Below are 15,823 nucleotides of genomic sequence, written 5' to 3'. Positions count from 1 at the left end.
CAGTCCCCGGCTGATTTCAGTCATCGCGTCGCCCCTGGGCGCGACGACGACCACAGACTTCCGCACCATTCGTAAGGAGCAACAGAAACCATGGCGGTTTCCGTAACCCTTCCGGCGCTCGGTGAGAGCGTCACCGAGGGCACTGTCACTCGCTGGCTGAAGGCCGAGGGCGAGCGCGTCGAGGCCGACGAGCCGCTGCTCGAGGTGTCGACCGACAAGGTCGACACCGAGATCCCCTCCCCCGCCGCCGGTGTCCTCGCCTCCATCAAGGTCGCCGAGGACGAGACGGTCGAGGTCGGCGCCGAGCTGGCCGTCATCGACGACGGCACGGGCGCGCCCGCCGCCGCCCCCGCTCCGGCCGCCGAGCCCGTGGCCGCCCCGGCTCCGGCCGCTCCCGCCCCGGTCGCCGAGGCCCCCGCGGCCCCGGCCGCCCCGGCCCCCGCCGCCGCTCCCGCTCCCGCCGCCCCGGCCGGTGGCGTCTCCGGTACCGACGTCGTGCTGCCCGCGCTGGGCGAGTCGGTCACCGAGGGCACCGTCACCCGCTGGCTGAAGGAGGTCGGCGAGGAGGTCGCGGAGGACGAGCCGCTGCTCGAGGTCTCCACGGACAAGGTCGACACCGAGATCCCCGCGCCGGTCGCCGGCGTGCTGCTGGAGATCGTGGTCGGCGAGGACGAGACCGCCGAGGTCGGCGCGAAGCTCGCCGTCATCGGTGCCCCGGGCGCGGCTCCGGCCGCCGCTCCGGCTCCCGCGGCTCCGGCCCCCGCCGCTGCCGCCCCGGCCCCGGCCGCCCCCGCGGCTCCGGCGCCCGCCCCGGCCCCGGTCGCTCCGGCGGCCCCGGTCGCGCCCCCGGCTCCGGTCCAGGCCGCCGCCCCGGTCGCGCCCGCCGCGCCGGCTCCGGCCCCCGCGCCGGTTGCCGCGCCCGTCACCCCGGCTCCCGCGCCCGCCGCGCTCGCCGGTGACGACGGCGCGTACGTGACCCCGCTGGTGCGCAAGCTCGCCGCGGAGAACTACGTCGACCTGGCCTCCGTCAAGGGCACCGGCGTCGGCGGCCGTATCCGCAAGCAGGACGTCCTCGCCGCCGCCGAGGCCGCGAAGGCCGCCGCCGCTGCCCCGGCTCCGGCCGCTGCCGCCGCCCCGGCGGCCAAGAAGGCGCCGGCCCTTGAGGTCTCCCCGCTGCGCGGTCAGACCGTCAAGATGCCCCGCATCCGCAAGGTCATCGGCGACAACATGGTGAAGGCCCTGCACGAGCAGGCCCAGCTGTCCTCGGTCGTCGAGGTCGACGTCACCCGCCTGATGCGGCTGCGCGCGCAGGCGAAGGACTCCTTCGCGGCCCGCGAGGGCGTCAAGCTCTCCCCGATGCCGTTCTTCGTGAAGGCCGCGGCCCAGGCGCTGAAGGCCCACCCGGCCGTCAACGCCCGGATCAACGTGGACGAGGGCACGATCACCTACTTCGACACCGAGAACATCGGTATCGCGGTGGACTCGGAGAAGGGCCTGATGACCCCGGTCATCAAGCACGCGGGCGACCTGAACATCGCCGGCATCGCCAAGGCCACCGCCGAGCTGGCGGGCAAGGTCCGGGCGAACAAGATCACTCCGGACGAGCTGTCCGGCGGGACCTTCACCATCTCCAACACCGGCTCGCGCGGCGCGCTCTTCGACACGATCATCGTGCCGCCGAACCAGGTCGCGATCCTCGGCATCGGTGCCACGGTCAAGCGTCCGGCCGTCATCGAGACGGAGGAGGGTACGGTCATCGGCGTCCGCGACATGACCTACCTGACGCTCTCCTACGACCACCGTCTGGTGGACGGCGCCGACGCGGCCCGTTACCTGACCGCGGTCAAGGCGATCCTGGAGGCGGGCGAGTTCGAGGTCGAGCTCGGCCTGTAACCACCCCCGCTCGCGCGCTGCCCCCGTCCGGAACCTTCCGGACGGGGGCTTCGCGTTTCCGCCGCAGGTCACCGCGGCTTCAGCGCGCTGTCCGACCACAGCACCAACGTCTCCACCCACAGGTTCGGAATCTCCGTCGGGTACGCGGGTGTCAGATGCCGCGTCCGGTACGCCCTGAGGACGTCGTACGTGGCGTCCAGGCAGTCGCGCGAGCCGAGGTCCCCCGTCCGCGGGTCGACGCCGACGAGGAAGCCCCGCTTCTCGACCGTACGGATCATGGCGCGGGCGGAGTTCACGTCACTGGTCGCCGAGTCCGTGCAGCGGTAGCGGCTGTACGGGTGCGTGGACTTCCCTGGGTGGTTTGCGTCACGTGACATGTCGCCGAGCATCCGCGCGTACGTGCCCTCCGCGTGCCAGGCGCCGATGTCGCCGCCGGGCGGGGTGTAGAGCGCGTTCGACGGGTTCTCCACCGCGCCGTACACCCAGCGGTCGGTGCCGGTGATCCGGAAGCCCCAGCCGACATGCCCGAACTTCTGCGCGCCGTCCGGCTTGACGAAGACACACGCCCCGCCGGAGCCGACCGAGGTGCCGTGGGCCCGCGTCGCACTCGGCCGCACGGCCGCCCCCGTGTCCACGGGCCCGCACGCCGCCACGGCCGCGACCGCCCCGGCGACCGCAGCCCAGCGCAGCGCCCGCTTCCGTCCCCATCCGCCCATGCCGACCCCCTGGCGTTCGCGGGAGCCCCCCGTGGAGACCCCCGCGCCGAAACCCCTGTGCCGACCCACACTCCGTGCGGGGCCCGCGGGTTCTCCGGGTGACACGGACGTGACGCCTCCGGACCCCACCCGGTACGGGTCTTTACGTCCGCGGCCGCTCTGACAGCGTGTAAGTCTCGTCTCACCTGCATGAAAGCGCCCCCGTACGCCTCTCTCCGACGGGGCTGCGGCCTTATTGTCTAAAGGTCAAACGCCCTTGGGGCCGGCCCACCCCCAACGAAGGAGCCCCTCATGACCGCGCCCGTCGTCCACTCGCTGCGCGAACAGATCCGCGAGCACATCGTGGAGGGGATCGTCAGCGGGCGCTGGAAGCCGGGTGAGCGGATCGTCGAGCGGCGGATCGCGACCGAGCTGGAGGTCAGCCAGACCCCGGTGCGGGAGGCACTGCGCGAACTGGAGTCGCTGCGGCTGATCGAGTCGGCGCCCAACAAGGGTGTGCGCGTGCGCAACCTGACCGCCGCCGACCTGGAGGAGAGCTACCCCGTACGGGCCGGTCTGGAGGCCATCGCGGCCGAGCTGGCGGCCGAGCGGCTCGCCCAGGACTGCTCGGCCCTGGAACCGCACGTCACGGCGCTGTACGAGGCCGACCGGCTGTCGGACGGCACCGGTCAGGTCCGTCACACCGTCGCCTTCCACCGCGAACTCGTGCGCGCCGCGGGCAACTCCGTCCTCCTGCACACCTGGGAGGGCCTGGGCATCGAGGTCTTCACTGCCCTGTCCATCCGCTGGCTGGGCACCGTCCAGCAGTCGTACGCGGAGGAGCACGAGGCGCTCGTGGACGCCTTCCGGCGCCGGGATCCGCTGATCGCCGACCTGGTGAAGGCGCATGTGCTGGGCTGCGCGCCGCGCCCGTGACACAGCCGAGCGCACCCACGCTCACCTGGGGAAACCCTGGGAATCCAAGGCACCCCGTGCCTGCCGTCAAGGCACCCCGTGCCGACTTTTGCGCTACGAAGAGGTTTTCGCCTTCAACCCTTTGATCGATCATCGATCAGGGAGTTACAGTCAGCGCTGGGCTCCCACCGGAGCCCGCCGCCCTGTCCTGCCAAAGACATAAGGGCACCCCCGAAAACCCCTTGCCGATGAGGGAACCCCCCTCCGCATCCGGAAGGCGGCGCAATGACCGACCCCACCGCAATCCAGCCGAGCGAGCTCGACCAGCTCCCGGACCGCGACCCCGAGGAGACCGCCGAATGGCAGGCCTCCCTGGACGCCGTCACCCAGGCGGCCGGGCCGCACCGTGCCGCGTACTTGATGCGCCGCACGCTGGAGCGCGCCGAGGGCAACGGTCTCGCGCTGCCCAAGCTGCTTGAGACCGACTACGTCAACACCATCCCCACCGCCGCCGAGCCCGTCGTGGACGGCGACGAGGCGATGGAAGCCCGGATCACCGCCTGGAACCGCTGGAACGCGGCCGCGATGGTGACCCGGGGCGCGAAACACGGCGTCGGCGGCCACATCGCCACCTTCGCCTCCGCGGCCTGGCTCTACGAGACCGGCTTCAACCACTTCTTCAAGGGCAAGGAGTCCCAGGAGGCTCCCGGCTCCGGCGACCAGCTCTACATCCAGGGCCACGCCTCCCCCGGCATCTACGCCCGCGCCTTCCTCGACGGCCGGCTCACCGAGCAGCACCTCGACAACTTCCGCCAGGAGGCGGGCGGCAACGGCCTCCCGTCGTACCCGCACCCGCGGCGCCTGCCCTGGCTCTGGGAGTTCCCGACCGTCTCGATGGGCCTCGGCCCGCTGTCGGCGATCTACCAGGCGCGCTTCAACCGCTATCTGACCAGCCGCGGCATCAAGGACGTCTCGCAGTCCCACGTGTGGGCGTTCCTCGGCGACGGCGAGATGGACGAGCCCGAGTCGACCGCGGCACTCGCACTCGCCTCTCGCGAGGGCCTGGACAACCTGACCTTCGTCATCAACTGCAACCTGCAGCGCCTCGACGGCCCGGTCCGCGCCAACTTCAAGATCGTGCAGGAGCTGGAGGCCCAGTTCCGCGGCGCCGGCTGGAACGTCGTGAAGTCGCTGTGGGGCTCGGCCTGGGACGAGCTGTTCCAGCTCGACACCACGGGCGCGCTCGTACGCCGCCTACGCGAGGTACCCGACGCGCAGGTGCAGACGTACCAGACCCGCGACGCCGCCTACATCCGCCAGGACTTCTTCGGCGCCGACCCGGCGCTCGTCGAGATGGCGAAGCTGCTCACCGACGACAAGATCACCGAGTGCTTCCACCTCTCCCGCGGCGGCCACGAGTCCCGCAAGGTGTACGCGGCCTACCGCGCCGCCCTCGCTCACAAGGGCGCGCCGACGGTGATCCTGGCCCAGACGGTCAAGGGCTTCACGCTCGGCGAGGGCTTCGCGTCCAAGAACGCCAACCACCAGATGAAGAAGCTGTCGACGGACGAGTTCAAGCAGATGCGTGACCTGCTCGAGCTGCCCATCTCCGACAGCCAGTTCGTCGACGGCGTGGTCCCCTACGGCCACCCGGGCGCCGACTCCCCCGAGGTCCGTTACCTCCAGGAGCGCCGCGCGGCCCTCGGCGGCCCGGCCCCGGCCCGCCGTACGCACGCGCTCGCCCCGCTGCCCGCCCCCGCCGACAAGGCGTTCGCGTCCTTCGACAAGGGCTCCGGCTCGCAGAACGTGGCGACCACGATGGCCTTCGTCCGCCTGGTCAAGGACCTCGTCCGCGACAAGGAGACCGGGAAGCGCTGGGTGCCGATCGTCCCCGACGAGGCGCGCACCTTCGGCATGGAGAGCCTCTTCCCCTCCCTCGGCATCTACTCGCCCAAGGGCCAGACGTACGAGCCGGTCGACCGCGACCAGCTGATGTACTACAAGGAGGCCAAGGACGGCCAGATCCTCAACGAGGGGATCACCGAGGCCGGCTCCATGGCGGACTTCATCGCCGCGTCCACCGCGTACGCCACGCACGGCGAGGCGATGATCCCCTTCTACATCTTCTACTCGATGTTCGGCTGGCAGCGCACGGCCGACCAGATGTGGCAGCTCGGCGACCAGCTCGGCCGCGGCTTCCTCGTCGGCGCCACGGCCGGCCGTACGACGCTGACGGGCGAGGGCCTCCAGCACGCCGACGGCCACTCCCCGGTCATCGCGGCGACCAACCCGGCCGCCCTGTCCTACGACCCGGCGTTCGCGTACGAGATCGCGACGATCGTCAAGGACGGTCTGCGCCGGATGTACGGCGAGGCGGCCCCGGGCGAGGACTCGAACGTCTTCTACTACCTGACGGTCTACAACGAGCCGATGCCGCAGCCCGCCAAGCCGGCCGGCCTCGGTATCGACGAGGGCATCGTCAAGGGCCTGTACCGCTTCAACACGGCCGAGTCGGCGGGCCTGTCCCCCGTCGCCAACGCCCCGCGCATCCAGCTGCTGGGCTCCGGCACGGCGATCCACTGGACCCTCGAGGCGCAGAAGCTGCTCGCCGAGGAGTGGGGCGTGGCCGCCGACGTGTGGTCCGCGACCTCCTGGACGGAACTGCGGCGCGACGCGCTGGAGGCCGACGCGGCCCTGCTGCGCGGCGAGGAGCGGGTGCCGTTCGTCCGCCAGGCGCTGAACGGCGCCGAGGGCCCGGTGCTCGCGGTCTCCGACTACATGCGCCAGGTCCCGGACCAGATCGCTCAGTGGGTCGAACAGGACTACTCCTCGCTCGGTGCCGACGGCTTCGGCCTCTCCGACACCCGTGCGGCGGCCCGTCGCCACTTCGGCGTCGACGCGCAGTCGATCGTCGTCGCGGCGCTGGCGCAGCTGGCACGGCGGGGCGAGGTCAAGGCGTCCGCGGTGAAGGAGGCGCGGGAGCGTTACGGACTCTGACGGTCCGCCTGTTTCCTGCGTTTCGTTTCGTGTGTTTCGCGAGGGGCGCGGTGGCTACGGCCGCCGCGCCCTTCGGCGTTCCGGCGGCGCCCCTTCGCTGTCAGTGGGGCCCGGCATCATGGCCGTATGCGTGCTGCCCGCCTGATCAAGATGGTGCTGCTGCTCCAGTCACGGCCGTCGATGACGGCCGCCGAGCTGGCGCGGGAGCTCGAGGTGTCCGAACGGACGATCACGCGGGACGCGCAGGCACTGTCGGAGGCGGGGGTTCCGGTGTACGCGGACCGGGGCAGGGCCGGGGGCTACCGCCTGATCGGCGGCTACCGCACCCGGCTGACGGGCCTCGCGCGTTCGGAGGCGGAGGCGCTGTTCCTGAGCGGGGTGCCGGGGGCCCTGCGGGACATGGGTCTGGAGGACGCCGCCTCCGCCGCGCGCCTGAAGGTGTCCGCCGCCCTCCTCCCCTCCCTGCGGGACGCCTCGCGGGCGGCGGGCCAGCGGTTCCATCTGGACGCGCCCGCGTGGTTCAACGAGCCCGAGACGCCCGAGCTGCTGCCCGCGGTCGCGGAGGCGGTCTGGGACGACCGTCGGATCACCGCGGGGTACCGGCGCGGGACGGCCGAGGTGGAGCGGGTCCTCGAACCGTACGGGCTCGTACTGAAGGCGGGCGTCTGGTACCTGTGCGCGCGGGTGCCCGAGCCCGGGCCGGCCGGATCCGACCCCTTCCGGGTCTACCGGCTCGACCGCTTCACGCAGGTGCGGCCCGCCACGGAGTGCTTCACCCGCGAGGACGGGTTCGACCTGCCCGGGTTCTGGGCGGAGCGGGCCGAGCGGTTCGCACGCTCCATCCTGCGGGCGGAGGCCGTCGTACGGCTGTCTCCGGAGGGCGTGCGGAGACTTGCGTACGTCGTCGACCCCGCGTCCGCGAGACAGGCGCTGGGCGGGTGCGGTGACCCTGACGGGCGGGGCTGGGTGACGGTCACTCTCCCCGTCGAGTCCGAGGAGGTCGCCCATGGGCAACTGACGGGGCTCGGGCCCGAGGTGGAGGTGCTCTCGCCCGCGGCGCTGCGGGACCGATTCGCGGGGGACGCGGTGCGGCTGGCGGCGCTGTACCGGGAAAACGCCTCGTAGCCCGCGGTTTTACCGTCGGCATGTGCACGCATAACAATCTGCGGCACTCCGCGTGCGTCACTCCCGTTCAGGCCCGATGCTGGACCCGTGATGGACGAGACGGAGTTCTGGGAGCTGGTGGACACGACCCGCGAGGCCGTCGAGGGCGACCCCGAGGACCACGCCGACCTGCTCGTCGAACGACTCGTCCAGCTGGACCCGGACGCCGTGCTCGACTTCGCCCGTCACTTCGAGGCCCGCTACAACCGCGCCTACCGCTGGGATCTGTGGGGCGCGGCGTGGGTCCTGCTCGACGGGGTGAGCGACGACGCCTTCGACTTCTTCCGGTGCTGGCTGATCGGCCAGGGCCGGGAGGTCTTCGAGGGCGCGATGCACGATCCCGACGGGCTCGCCGACCTCCTGGACGACTTCGACGAGGACCTCGACGGGGACGGTGAGGAGCTCGGATACGCCGCGGACGAGGCGTACGAGCAGCTGACCGGGGTCGTCGCGCCCGACCTGGGCATTCCGCCCGCGTCGCCCGAGCCGGAGGGTACGCCGCTCGACTTCGAGAACGAGTCCGTGCTGGCCGAGCGCTATCCCAGGCTGTGGGAGCGCTTCAGGGACTGAGGCAACGTGGCGTACGGGGTGACGTACGGGAAGTGCGTCTCGTGGTTCTTGTGGTTTTCGTGGTTCTCGTGGTTCTCGTGGGCGTGGTACGGGGGTGCGGCGTTGGCTCGGTCCAGTGCCGAGGCGGTGGCCGCGGCGGGTCCCACGAGGACCGTCGCCACGGCACAGGCCACGGTCCACGGGGTCCGCAAAGCCGTGTTCCAACCCCCCACGCCGGCCGCCTTGTTCGCCTTGCCCGTCTTCTCGGTACGCCTGCTGCTCATCTTCCCCACCTCCAGTCGGCTGTTACGAGAAGGACACTAGAGAGCAGCGATCTGAGACACCGTTGACTCGACTGTGGTCCGTCTGTGAACGCGTTCCTCGTCCTCAAACGCCGGACGGGCTGACGCTTTTAGGGGCGCGGGGAACTGCGCGACCAGCCCCCACCGGCCGTCCGCCGAACGAACCGGGCGGGGGGACGCGGGGCGAAGCCCCCGCCTCAGGGGCGCGGGGAACTGCGCGAGCAACCCCCACCGGGTCGCAGCCGAAGTGCACCGGCGTGGTCAGCGGCCCTGGAGGTTGGCGGCTCGGGCGCGGATTCGGGGGAGTTGGGACGTCAGCGCGGCGCCGGGACAGTTGGTCATGAAGCCCGCGTCGTGGCCGGCCAGCGTGGGCAGCACCGCACTCGTACCGGCGGTGTAGCGGCTGAGGTCGTTGCTGGAGACGAGCCGCACCTTGGCACGGGGATCCACGTCGGACAGCCCCAGCTTCCACGCCGCCAACGCGGCGATCGCCTCGGTCATCGCCCGCGGCACCGGCGTCCCCGCCCCGAACGTACCAATGGCCGCGATCCCCGCGGTGCCGTGGTTGAACCCCTGCGTATGCGCTCCGGTGACGGCCCGGTCGACCCCACCCGCCCGCCCCTCGTAGATCGTGCCGCAGCGGTCGACGAGGAAGTTGTACCCGATGTCGTCCCACCGCCGGACACCGGTCTGACCGGCGTAGAGGGCGCGGAGGATACGGGGCACGTCGGCGCACTGGTACGCGTTCGGTGAGTCGGTGTGGTGCACGAAGACCGCGACGACGTGGTCGTCGTAGCGGGCGGGCGGCTGCGTGTGCGTGCTGCCGGCGTCCAGCCACCGCGACCGAGGCACGATGACCGGTCGCGCCGCGCGATGCGGACCCGCGGGCAGCGGCGCGGCCACCGGCCGCTCGCGCCCGGGGTCGACCGGCCGGTCGACCCCCTCCGCACACACCACCAGCGCGAGCACGGCGAGCAGGCCGGGCACGCACCCGAGCACGACGACGGCGGCACGCCGCGCCCACACCCGCCGTGCGAGCCGCGTCCATGCCCCCCGCGCCTTTCGGAAGACACGCATGGAGCCACCCTGACCCGGTTCCGATCCCTCCGCGATGTGTGCTGTGCCACCTGGTGGAACCATCGTCCTGGTCCGGGACGTTTTTACAGGTCCACGCACACGTGGCCGTATCCCGGCTCCACGCGCGCGTGCCTGATCACTGGGCCTGCCCCACACGTACTAAGGGGCCCAAGAGAAAGGCGGCTCCGTGGACCTGCTCGACATCCTGCTGTTGCTGGTGATCCTTGCTTACGCGGCGTCCGGCTACCGGCGCGGGCTGGTCGCCGGCTGTGTCTCGCTGGCCGGTTTCGTGGGCGGCGCCGTCATCGGCGTATGGGTGCTGCCGTGGATGATGGACCTGGTGACGGCGGGGACGTCGGCGGCGACGGTGACGGCCGTGCTGACGGTGCTGGTGCCCGCCGTGGTGGGCCACGAGCTGGCGGGCCGGCTGGCGCTGAAGCTGCGCCGCGAGCTGGACCGGGGGCCGCTGCGGGTGGCCGACGGGGTCGGCGGGGCGGCGGCGAACACGGTGGCGGTGCTGCTGGTGGCCTGGGTCGCCGCGAGCGTCCTGGGCGCCTCCTCGTCCACCCTCATCACCCAGTCGATCCGCAACTCCGCGCTGCTGGGCGCCGTGCAGACAGCGATGCCGGACACCACGCCCACCTGGTTCTCGAGGGCCACCTCGGCGCTGACGGAGGCGGGCTTCCCGCAGGTCTTCAACCCGTTCGAGAACGAGCCGACGGCGGGTGTCGCGAAGCCCTCCGGCGACAGCGTCACCGCGGCCGCGACGAGCGCCGCCAAGCGCAGCACGGTGAAGATCGAGGGCGCCGCGGGCAACCAGGGCCGTGAGGGCAGCGGGTTCGCGTACGCGGCGCAGCACGTGATGACCAACGCCCACGTGGTGGCGGGCATCGACAACCCGACCGTGCGGGTGGGCGGCGTGGGCCGTGTGTACTCGGCGCGGGTGGTGTTCTTCGACCCGCGCAAGGACGTCGCGGTCCTGTACGTACCGGACCTCAGGATCCCCCTCCTGCGTTTCGACGACAGCGCCAAACGCGGCGACTCGGCGGTCGTCGCGGGCTATCCGCAGGACGGCGGTCTGGATCTCCAGGCGGCGACGGTCGCGGGCCGGATCAACGCGCGGGGCCAGAACATCTACAACTCGGGCATGGTCACCCGGGAGATCTACTCGATCCGCTCCACCGTCCGCCCCGGCAACTCCGGCGGCCCGCTCCTCACCACCGACGGCAGGGTGTACGGCGTCGTGTTCGCCCGCTCGACCTCGGACAACGAGACGGGTTACGTCCTGACGGCCGACGAGATCGCGGGCGACGCCAAGCGTGCGGCGGCCGCGACGACATCGGTGGACACGGGCGACCTGATCACCTCGTAGCTCAGAGAGAGCGGCCCATGAACACGTCGTCGACGTAGTCGCCGTCGAGCAGGAACTCCTCGGGCAGGACGCCCTCCACCTCGAAGCCCTCGGACTCGTACAGCTTCCGTGCCGGGGTGTTGTGCCCGAGGACGCGCAGCGTGATCCGCCGGGCGCCCTGCCGTCGGGCCCCGTCCATCACGGCCCGCAGCAACCCTCGTCCGACGCCCGCGTGGCGCGCCTCCTCGGCGACGACGAGTCCCTGGATCTGCCGGACGTGGGAGTTGCAGGCCAGGGGCGTGGGATAGCCCAGCCGGATGTAGCCGACGAGGACGCCGTCGAGTTCGGCGACGTGGTGGTCCCGGGGGCCGAACCGCTCGTTGTAGAAGGGTTCGTACGGCGGCTGGGGGCGCGGCTGGACGGCGTGCAGGGTGGACCAGGTGGCGCGGTCGAGACGGCCGAGCGCGTCCTCGTCGTCGAGGGTGGCGATGCGTATGTGCGGTACCGGCATGAAGGTCACTTTACGGCGGGCCCGCGCGGTCCCGTCCCGTGCTTTCCCGGCGCGCGCGGCAGGATGGGCGCATGAACGACTCACCGCTCGCTCCGGATTCCCGCAGGTCCCGTATCGCGATCGCCGGTGCGTCCGGCCTGATCGGTTCCGCGCTGACGCGCTCCCTGACCGCGGACGGACACGAGGTAGTCCGTCTCGTACGGCGTGCGCCCCGTGGGAAGGACGAGGTGCGGTGGGATCCGGACGGGCAGCGGATGGACGCCGGGGGGCTCGCCGGGTGCACGGCGGTGGTCAATCTCGCGGGGGCGGGGGTCGCTTCGCGGCGGTGGACCGAGGCGTACAAGCGGAAGATCCTGGACAGCCGGGTGCGGGGGACGGCGACGCTGGCCGCGGCGGTGGCCGCTCTGGACGAGCGGCCGGGGGTGTTCGTCAACGGGAGTGCGATCGGGTTCTACGGCGAGACGGGCGACCGGGAGGTGGACGAGTCGGCGCCGCCCGGGGAGGGATTCCTTCCCTCCGTGTGCGTCGCGTGGGAGGGGGCGGCGGCACCGGCGCGGGAGGCGGGTGTCCGTACCGTCTTCGCCCGTACGGGGCTGGTGGTGGCCCGTGAGGGTGGGGCGTGGGGGAAGCTGTTTCCGCTCTTCAAGGCGGGGCTCGGGGGGCGGATGGGGGACGGCCGCCAGTACTGGAGCTACATCTCCCTGCATGACGAGGTGGCCGCGATCCGGCATCTCATCGACACGCCGTCGCTGTCCGGGCCGGTGAACCTCACCGCGCCGACGCCCCTCACCAACCGGGAGATCACCGAGGCGATGGGGCGCGTCCTGCACCGGCCCACCGTCTTCCCCACCCCGGCTCCCCTCCTGCGCCTCGCCCTCGGCGACATGTCCGGCGACATTCTGGGCAGCCAACGCGTCCACCCCACCCGCCTGCTGTCCTCCGGCTTCACCTTCGCCTTCCCGACGATCGAGGGAGCATTGCGAGCGGCCCTGCACTGACAGACGTTCCTCGCCCCCGCCGCCCCTACCCGTCCCATCCCTGGGGGCTGCCGCCCCCAGCCCCCCATCGGCCTGAACGGCCTCGTCCTCAAACGCCGGACAGGCTGAAGGCCTTCAGGGACGCGGGGAACTGCGCGACCAGCCCCCACCGCCCGTCAGCCGAACGACTGCGGACGGGCGGGGACGCGGGGCGAAGCCCCCGCCCCAGGGGCGCGGGGAACTGCGCGAGCAACCCCCACCGGCCCGCAGCCAAACCGATCCGGGCGCCCCGGGGATGCGGGGCGGAGCCCCGCCTCGGGGGCGCGGGGAACTGCGCGACCGACCCCCACCGGGCCCGCAGACAAAGAAACCGTGCACCCCCATGCGACCGTGCACGCCCGACGCGCGACTGTCCACGGCTCCGGACGCACCTACCCTCGACCCGAACTCGGGTATCCCCAGGGCCCGTTGGGGGCATGACGTTCCCACCGGCCGCGCAACCTCGAGGAGGGGTACGTGCTAGAGCCCGTATGCAAGGCGGATGTGGACGTCGTCATCGTCGGGGCCGGAGCCGCGGGACTCGCGGCCGCCCAGCACCTGACCAGGGCGGGCCTCACGACGAAGGTTCTGGAGGCCGCCCCCACCGTGGGCGGCCGCATGACGACGGAGAAGGTGGACGGCTTCCGGCTCGACCGTATCGGCCGGCTCCTGTCCACCTCGTACCCCGAACTGCACCGCACCCCGGGCCTGAACACCCTGGCCCTGCGCCCGTTCTCCCCGGGCGTGCTGCTGCACAGCGACGGCCGTCACCACCGCGCCGCCGCCCCCACCACCCCCCGGAGCGCAAGGGGCGCACTCACTGCCGCACGCGCCCTCGCAAGCGCCCCCCGTCTCCCCCGGAGCCAGTCCTCCCGCCCCGGCCCCCTCGGCGGCCACCTCGACCAGACCCGCCTGGCCACCGCCCTCGCCCGCCTCGCCGTCACACCACCCGAGCGCCTCCTCGGCCGCCCCGACCTCCCCACCGCACAGGCGCTGACCACCCGTGGTCTGCCGCCCCGTACGGTCGACGGCTTTCTGCGCCCCCTGCTCGCCGCACTGCTGTGCGACCCGGCCCTGACCACCTCCAGCCGCGCCGCCGACCTGGCCCTGCACTCGTTCGCGTCGGGCCGGCTGTGCCTGCCGGAGGGCGGCGCGGACACCCTGCCGGAGCTCCTGGCGGCCTCCCTGCCCCCGGGCACCGTCCACACCGGCGTCGAGGTCACCGCGGTCTCCACGACCACCGTCACGACGAAGGACCACGGCGAACTCACCTGCCGGGCCATCCTGCTGGCGACCGGAGCCCGCGCCGCGGCCCGGTTGCTGCCCGGTCTGCGCGTCCCGGCCTTCCATCCGGTGACGGTCCTGCACCACACCACGGACGAGCCCCCGTTGACCGACCCGGCCCTGCTGCTGGACGCCGACCGGAGCGGCCCGGTGGCGCAGACAGCGGTCATCAGCCAGGTCGACCCGTCCCGCGCCCCCGCCGGACGGGCGCTCGTCTCCTCGACGGTGCTGGGCACTCCCCCGGCCGCCGCCCATCTGGACACCGCGGTCCGCGCCCAACTGGCCCGCCTCTACGGCACGTCGACGACCCGTTGGGAACTCCTCGCGGTCCACCACACCCGTGACGCGGTCCCCGCGATGCCCCCGCCGCACGACCTGCGCCGCCCTGTACGCCTCCTGGCGGGCCTGTACGTCTGCGGGGACCACCGGGACACCGGCACGGTCCAGGGCGCCCTGCATTCGGGCCGCCGGGCCGCCCACGCCCTCATCAGGGACATGGGCTCCCGTCCGGCCGCGGCGGAGGAGCGTCTGGAAACGGCGGCCTGAGTCAGCCCAGGGCCGCCACCCGATCCCGGTAGCCCCGGACGGGTGCCGCGTCCCGGTACGGTTCGAGCCGCCGCTCGAAGTCCCGTACGTACTCGACGGCCCGGACCGACCGCATCTCCGCCGCCTGCCCCGCGGCCTCGGCGCCCAGCTGGCAGGCCTGGTCGAGCTCCCCGAGCCCGAGCCGTGCCGAGGCGAGCACCACCCGGCAGAACAGCCGGCTGCGCGCGAAGCCGGGCGCCCGCAACTGCAGCGAGCGCTCGGCGTGCTGCGCCGCGGCCCGGTACTGCTGCAGATCCCGGTGGCAGTGCCCGAACTCGTCGGCGAGCTGCGCCTCGTCGAAGAACCGTGCCCAGTGCGGGGCCTCGTCCCCCGGCCGGACGGATTCGAGGGCCCGCTCGGCGCGCACCAGTGACGCCGTGCAGGCCCGTACCTCCCCGAGTACGCCGTGCCCGCGCGCCTCCACGGAGTGCAGCAGCGCCTGGACGACGGGCGGCACGGACGAGCCGACGCCCTGCTGCGCGACCCGGGCGAGCTGCACGGCCTCGCGCCCGTGGCCGAGGTAGACCGCCTGCCGGCTCATGGTGACCAGGACGTACGAGCCGTACGCCCGGTCGCCGGCCGCCTGCGACAGCCGCAGCGCCTGCACGAAGTAGCGCTGCGCGAGCCCGTGCGCGGCGATGTCGTACGAGGTCCAGCCGGCGAGGCGGGTGAGGTCGGCGGCGGCCGCGAACAGGCGCCGCCCGGTCTGCTCGCCGTACGCGCCGCGCAGCATGGGCTCGGCCTCGTGCTCCAGGTAGCGGACCAGGGCCTGGCGGGCGTGGCCGCCGCCGTAGGCGTGGTCGAGGGCGCGGAACAGTTCGCCCACCGAGCGCAGTGCGGCGATGTCCCCGCCGGTGACCTTCTGGCCGGGGCCGCGTTCGGTCTGGCTGCGCTGGCGGGGGACCGCGGGGCGGCCCTGGGCGGGGATGCGCGCGGCGGCCGGGTCGCCGCGGCTCACCCGGTCGTCGGCCCGTCCGATCAGCCAGTCGCGGCTGGGGACGACGAGTCCCGCCGGGGTGAAGGCGATCTTGCGGAGCTCGGCGTGGCTGCCGGAGTCCTTGCGCCACAGCCCGCTGACGATGTCGACGGCCTCCTCGGGAGTCGCGGCGAACTCGAGGCCCGCGTAGACGGGCGCGCAGGCGTCGAGCCCGAGGTCCTGCGCGGTGAGGCGGCGGCCGAGGCGCCGTGTGAACACCTCGGCGATGAGGGCGGGTGTGGTGCCGCGGGGCTGCTGCCCGCGCAGCCACCGCGTCACCGATGTCTTGTCATATCTCAGGTCAAGTCCGTGTTCGAGGCCGAGCTGGTCCACGCGACGGGCGAGACCTGCGTTGGAGAACCCCGCTTCTGCGATGAGCGCGGCGAGCTGGCGATTGGGAGTGCGCTGCGCGGGTCGTTCCGTCATCTGCGGTGCGGTCTCCTGCCTTCCGGGCATCACTGGGTGCCCGGATTGCCTGTGAGCAGCCCTTATGGCCTCGTGGACGGCG

The 15,823-nt window shown here is 72.6% G+C and carries 13 protein-coding genes; 8 read left to right on the top strand and 5 right to left on the bottom strand.

What is annotated here, in order from left to right:
- Nucleotides 1-90 precede the first annotated feature (90 nt).
- Entirely contained in the window at nucleotides 91-1,893 is a 1,803-nt protein-coding gene (sucB, locus tag AQJ27_RS07280) for a 2-oxoglutarate dehydrogenase, E2 component, dihydrolipoamide succinyltransferase (protein ID WP_067363500.1), read from the top strand.
- Nucleotides 1,894-1,961: 68 nt separating this feature from the next.
- Here the strand turns inward: sucB and AQJ27_RS07275 are convergent, their stop codons facing one another.
- The gene (locus tag AQJ27_RS07275) at nucleotides 1,962-2,609 is read right to left on the bottom strand and encodes a hypothetical protein (protein ID WP_067363497.1); all 648 of its coding nucleotides are present in this window, start codon (nucleotides 2,607-2,609) and stop codon (nucleotides 1,962-1,964) included.
- A 291-nt stretch (nucleotides 2,610-2,900) separates the two neighbouring features.
- Here AQJ27_RS07275 and AQJ27_RS07270 point away from each other — a divergent pair, with 291 nt between their 5' ends.
- From AQJ27_RS07270 to AQJ27_RS07255, 4 genes are all read left to right on the top strand, one after another.
- Nucleotides 2,901-3,524, top strand: coding sequence for a GntR family transcriptional regulator (locus AQJ27_RS07270; RefSeq protein WP_054230749.1), 624 nt, complete (start codon nucleotides 2,901-2,903; stop codon nucleotides 3,522-3,524).
- A gap of 264 nt (nucleotides 3,525-3,788) precedes the next feature.
- Nucleotides 3,789-6,500: a pyruvate dehydrogenase (acetyl-transferring), homodimeric type gene (gene aceE / locus AQJ27_RS07265; RefSeq protein WP_067363494.1), complete on the top strand. Its 2,712-nt coding sequence runs from the start codon at nucleotides 3,789-3,791 to the stop codon at nucleotides 6,498-6,500.
- Nucleotides 6,501-6,626: 126 nt separating this feature from the next.
- Nucleotides 6,627-7,625 (top strand): helix-turn-helix transcriptional regulator, encoded by a 999-nt coding sequence (locus tag AQJ27_RS07260; protein WP_067363491.1) that lies wholly within the window; start codon nucleotides 6,627-6,629, stop codon nucleotides 7,623-7,625.
- A gap of 90 nt (nucleotides 7,626-7,715) precedes the next feature.
- The gene (locus AQJ27_RS07255) at nucleotides 7,716-8,234 is read left to right on the top strand and encodes a DUF4240 domain-containing protein (protein ID WP_067363488.1); all 519 of its coding nucleotides are present in this window, start codon (nucleotides 7,716-7,718) and stop codon (nucleotides 8,232-8,234) included.
- On the opposite strand, the gene AQJ27_RS58540 is transcribed toward AQJ27_RS07255, so the two are convergent.
- Both AQJ27_RS58540 and AQJ27_RS07245 read right to left on the bottom strand, forming a co-directional pair.
- On the bottom strand, nucleotides 8,201-8,497 hold the full coding sequence (locus AQJ27_RS58540) for a hypothetical protein (protein ID WP_067363485.1): 297 nt from the start codon (nucleotides 8,495-8,497) through the stop codon (nucleotides 8,201-8,203). The genes AQJ27_RS07255 and AQJ27_RS58540 overlap by 34 nt on opposite strands.
- A 279-nt stretch (nucleotides 8,498-8,776) precedes the next feature.
- Entirely contained in the window at nucleotides 8,777-9,691 is a 915-nt protein-coding gene (locus AQJ27_RS07245) for a peptidoglycan recognition protein family protein (protein ID WP_425275188.1), read from the bottom strand.
- An 88-nt stretch (nucleotides 9,692-9,779) separates the two neighbouring features.
- Between AQJ27_RS07245 and AQJ27_RS07240 the strand changes: the two genes are divergently transcribed.
- Nucleotides 9,780-10,964 carry a MarP family serine protease gene (locus tag AQJ27_RS07240; RefSeq protein WP_067363479.1) on the top strand — a complete coding sequence of 395 codons (1,185 nt, stop codon included), beginning with the start codon at nucleotides 9,780-9,782 and terminating at the stop codon, nucleotides 10,962-10,964.
- A gap of 1 nt (nucleotide 10,965) precedes the next feature.
- Here the strand turns inward: AQJ27_RS07240 and AQJ27_RS07235 are convergent, their stop codons facing one another.
- On the bottom strand, nucleotides 10,966-11,454 hold the full coding sequence (locus tag AQJ27_RS07235) for a GNAT family N-acetyltransferase (protein WP_201264288.1): 489 nt from the start codon (nucleotides 11,452-11,454) through the stop codon (nucleotides 10,966-10,968).
- Between the two features lie 71 nt (nucleotides 11,455-11,525).
- Between AQJ27_RS07235 and AQJ27_RS07230 the strand changes: the two genes are divergently transcribed.
- Both AQJ27_RS07230 and AQJ27_RS07225 read left to right on the top strand, forming a co-directional pair.
- A complete protein-coding gene (locus AQJ27_RS07230) occupies nucleotides 11,526-12,452 on the top strand; it encodes a TIGR01777 family oxidoreductase (RefSeq protein WP_067363473.1) in 927 nt (308 codons plus the stop codon).
- A 495-nt stretch (nucleotides 12,453-12,947) separates the two neighbouring features.
- A complete protein-coding gene (locus tag AQJ27_RS07225) occupies nucleotides 12,948-14,300 on the top strand; it encodes an NAD(P)/FAD-dependent oxidoreductase (protein WP_067363470.1) in 1,353 nt (450 codons plus the stop codon).
- Between the two features lies 1 nt (nucleotide 14,301).
- Here AQJ27_RS07225 and AQJ27_RS07220 read toward each other — a convergent pair whose 3' ends face one another.
- Nucleotides 14,302-15,741 (bottom strand): NsdA family TPR-like regulatory protein, encoded by a 1,440-nt coding sequence (locus AQJ27_RS07220; protein ID WP_067363467.1) that lies wholly within the window; start codon nucleotides 15,739-15,741, stop codon nucleotides 14,302-14,304.
- Nucleotides 15,742-15,823: the final 82 nt, after the last annotated feature.

The organism is Streptomyces olivochromogenes (genome assembly GCF_001514115.1).
Lineage (GTDB): Bacteria > Actinomycetota > Actinomycetes > Streptomycetales > Streptomycetaceae > Streptomyces > Streptomyces olivochromogenes.
Note: the sequence above shows the minus strand (reverse complement) of the source record. Positions and strands in the feature narration are given on the sequence as shown.

Excerpts from the sequence above, each read along its gene's own strand:
- sucB (WP_067363500.1), top strand. The coding sequence starts at position 91 with ATGGCGGTTTCCGTAACCCTTCCGGCGCTCGGTGAGAGCGTCACCGAG.
- AQJ27_RS07275 (WP_067363497.1), bottom strand. The coding sequence starts at position 2,609 with ATGGGCGGATGGGGACGGAAGCGGGCGCTGCGCTGGGCTGCGGTCGCC.
- AQJ27_RS07270 (WP_054230749.1), top strand. The coding sequence starts at position 2,901 with ATGACCGCGCCCGTCGTCCACTCGCTGCGCGAACAGATCCGCGAGCAC.
- aceE (WP_067363494.1), top strand. The coding sequence starts at position 3,789 with ATGACCGACCCCACCGCAATCCAGCCGAGCGAGCTCGACCAGCTCCCG.
- AQJ27_RS07260 (WP_067363491.1), top strand. The coding sequence starts at position 6,627 with ATGCGTGCTGCCCGCCTGATCAAGATGGTGCTGCTGCTCCAGTCACGG.
- AQJ27_RS07255 (WP_067363488.1), top strand. The coding sequence starts at position 7,716 with ATGGACGAGACGGAGTTCTGGGAGCTGGTGGACACGACCCGCGAGGCC.
- AQJ27_RS58540 (WP_067363485.1), bottom strand. The coding sequence starts at position 8,497 with ATGAGCAGCAGGCGTACCGAGAAGACGGGCAAGGCGAACAAGGCGGCC.
- AQJ27_RS07235 (WP_201264288.1), bottom strand. The coding sequence starts at position 11,454 with ATGCCGGTACCGCACATACGCATCGCCACCCTCGACGACGAGGACGCG.
- AQJ27_RS07230 (WP_067363473.1), top strand. The coding sequence starts at position 11,526 with ATGAACGACTCACCGCTCGCTCCGGATTCCCGCAGGTCCCGTATCGCG.
- AQJ27_RS07220 (WP_067363467.1), bottom strand. The coding sequence starts at position 15,741 with ATGACGGAACGACCCGCGCAGCGCACTCCCAATCGCCAGCTCGCCGCG.